At 46.2% G+C, this 1,120-nt stretch carries 1 protein-coding gene; it reads right to left on the reverse strand.

What is annotated here, in order from left to right; genetic code table 11:
* Window positions 1-14: 14 nt before the first annotated feature.
* A partial coding sequence (locus tag A3738_RS21845) for an Ig-like domain-containing protein (protein WP_156504407.1) occupies window positions 15-1,120 on the reverse strand: 1,106 nt, incomplete at its 5' end.

Consider the following 1,120-nt stretch of genomic DNA (forward strand, 5'->3'; position numbering starts at 1 on the left):
CATTAGATACCCTTCTACTCTATTCTGAGGCTAGCATTCCCACTAGAATTACTAAACTCGATATAAACATTTACATTACCTGCCGCAATGGCTTCCGCAATATTTCGATCTGATGAATCGCTACCAAATAAAGCTAAGCCGCCAGGTGTTGGCGTGAAGTTAGCAAAGGGTGTGCAATCGAACTTACCTCCCCCTGACAAATTAGCGGTGCAAGAGCATGTTGCAAAATCACCTACTAATAGATCGGAAGGCTCGCAACTCGGAGTTATAAACGTTACGTAATCACTCGTGACATCAAGATTTACAAAGTCAGACAAATCTAGGGTGCCATCAATATATTTGGCCGTTATGACCGTAGTGCCGGTCTTAACCGTATGCACACGGCCTTCATTACTCGGTGAATTGCTTATAGAAGCAATCTCTTGATTGCTCGATGACCAGACTACCTGGTCTGTCACATTAAGCGTTGTCTGATTCGAATAGTCGAGCATTGCTTCATAATTTGCATCGACCCTAAGTGGCAAGTCGCTATCACCCGGCACGATACGGAGTGCTGTAGGCGTTGCGTTTGTTACGGTGAGTACAGCTATATTGCTATCTACGCCGCCCAATGATGCCGAAATATCAGTAGTATCGGGCAGGAGCCCAGCAAATGTTGGGTCTGAATCCACGCGACCCGGTATGCGTAAATTCAATGTTGCAAGCGTTGTATTCGAACTAGTCCAAGCGACACGATTCGAAACGTCCTGCGAAGTACCGTCGCTATAATCGGCGAAGGCACTAAAAGGTTGTGATTCACCAAGTGGAATAGAGGCGTTTTGTGGATAGACGCGCAGTGTATTGAGTTCGGGCGCGACAACGGTACCCGTCACAGTATCACTTAGACCATTAAGCGCAGCCGTAATATCTGTCTTGCCGGGATTAATCGCTACAGCACGACCACTATTTGCTCCAAAGGTCTCAATTTTTGCCACGGTGTCGTTGGATGAAGACCATACCACCGTATCGGTGATGTCCCTACTTTGCTGATCATTAAATATACCGGTTGCTACGTATTGCCCATCAGTACCACGTACAACTGTTATATTTTCAGGGTTAACCTCGATGCTTTCCAGTTGAA

Source organism: Oleiphilus sp. HI0066, assembly GCF_001635725.1.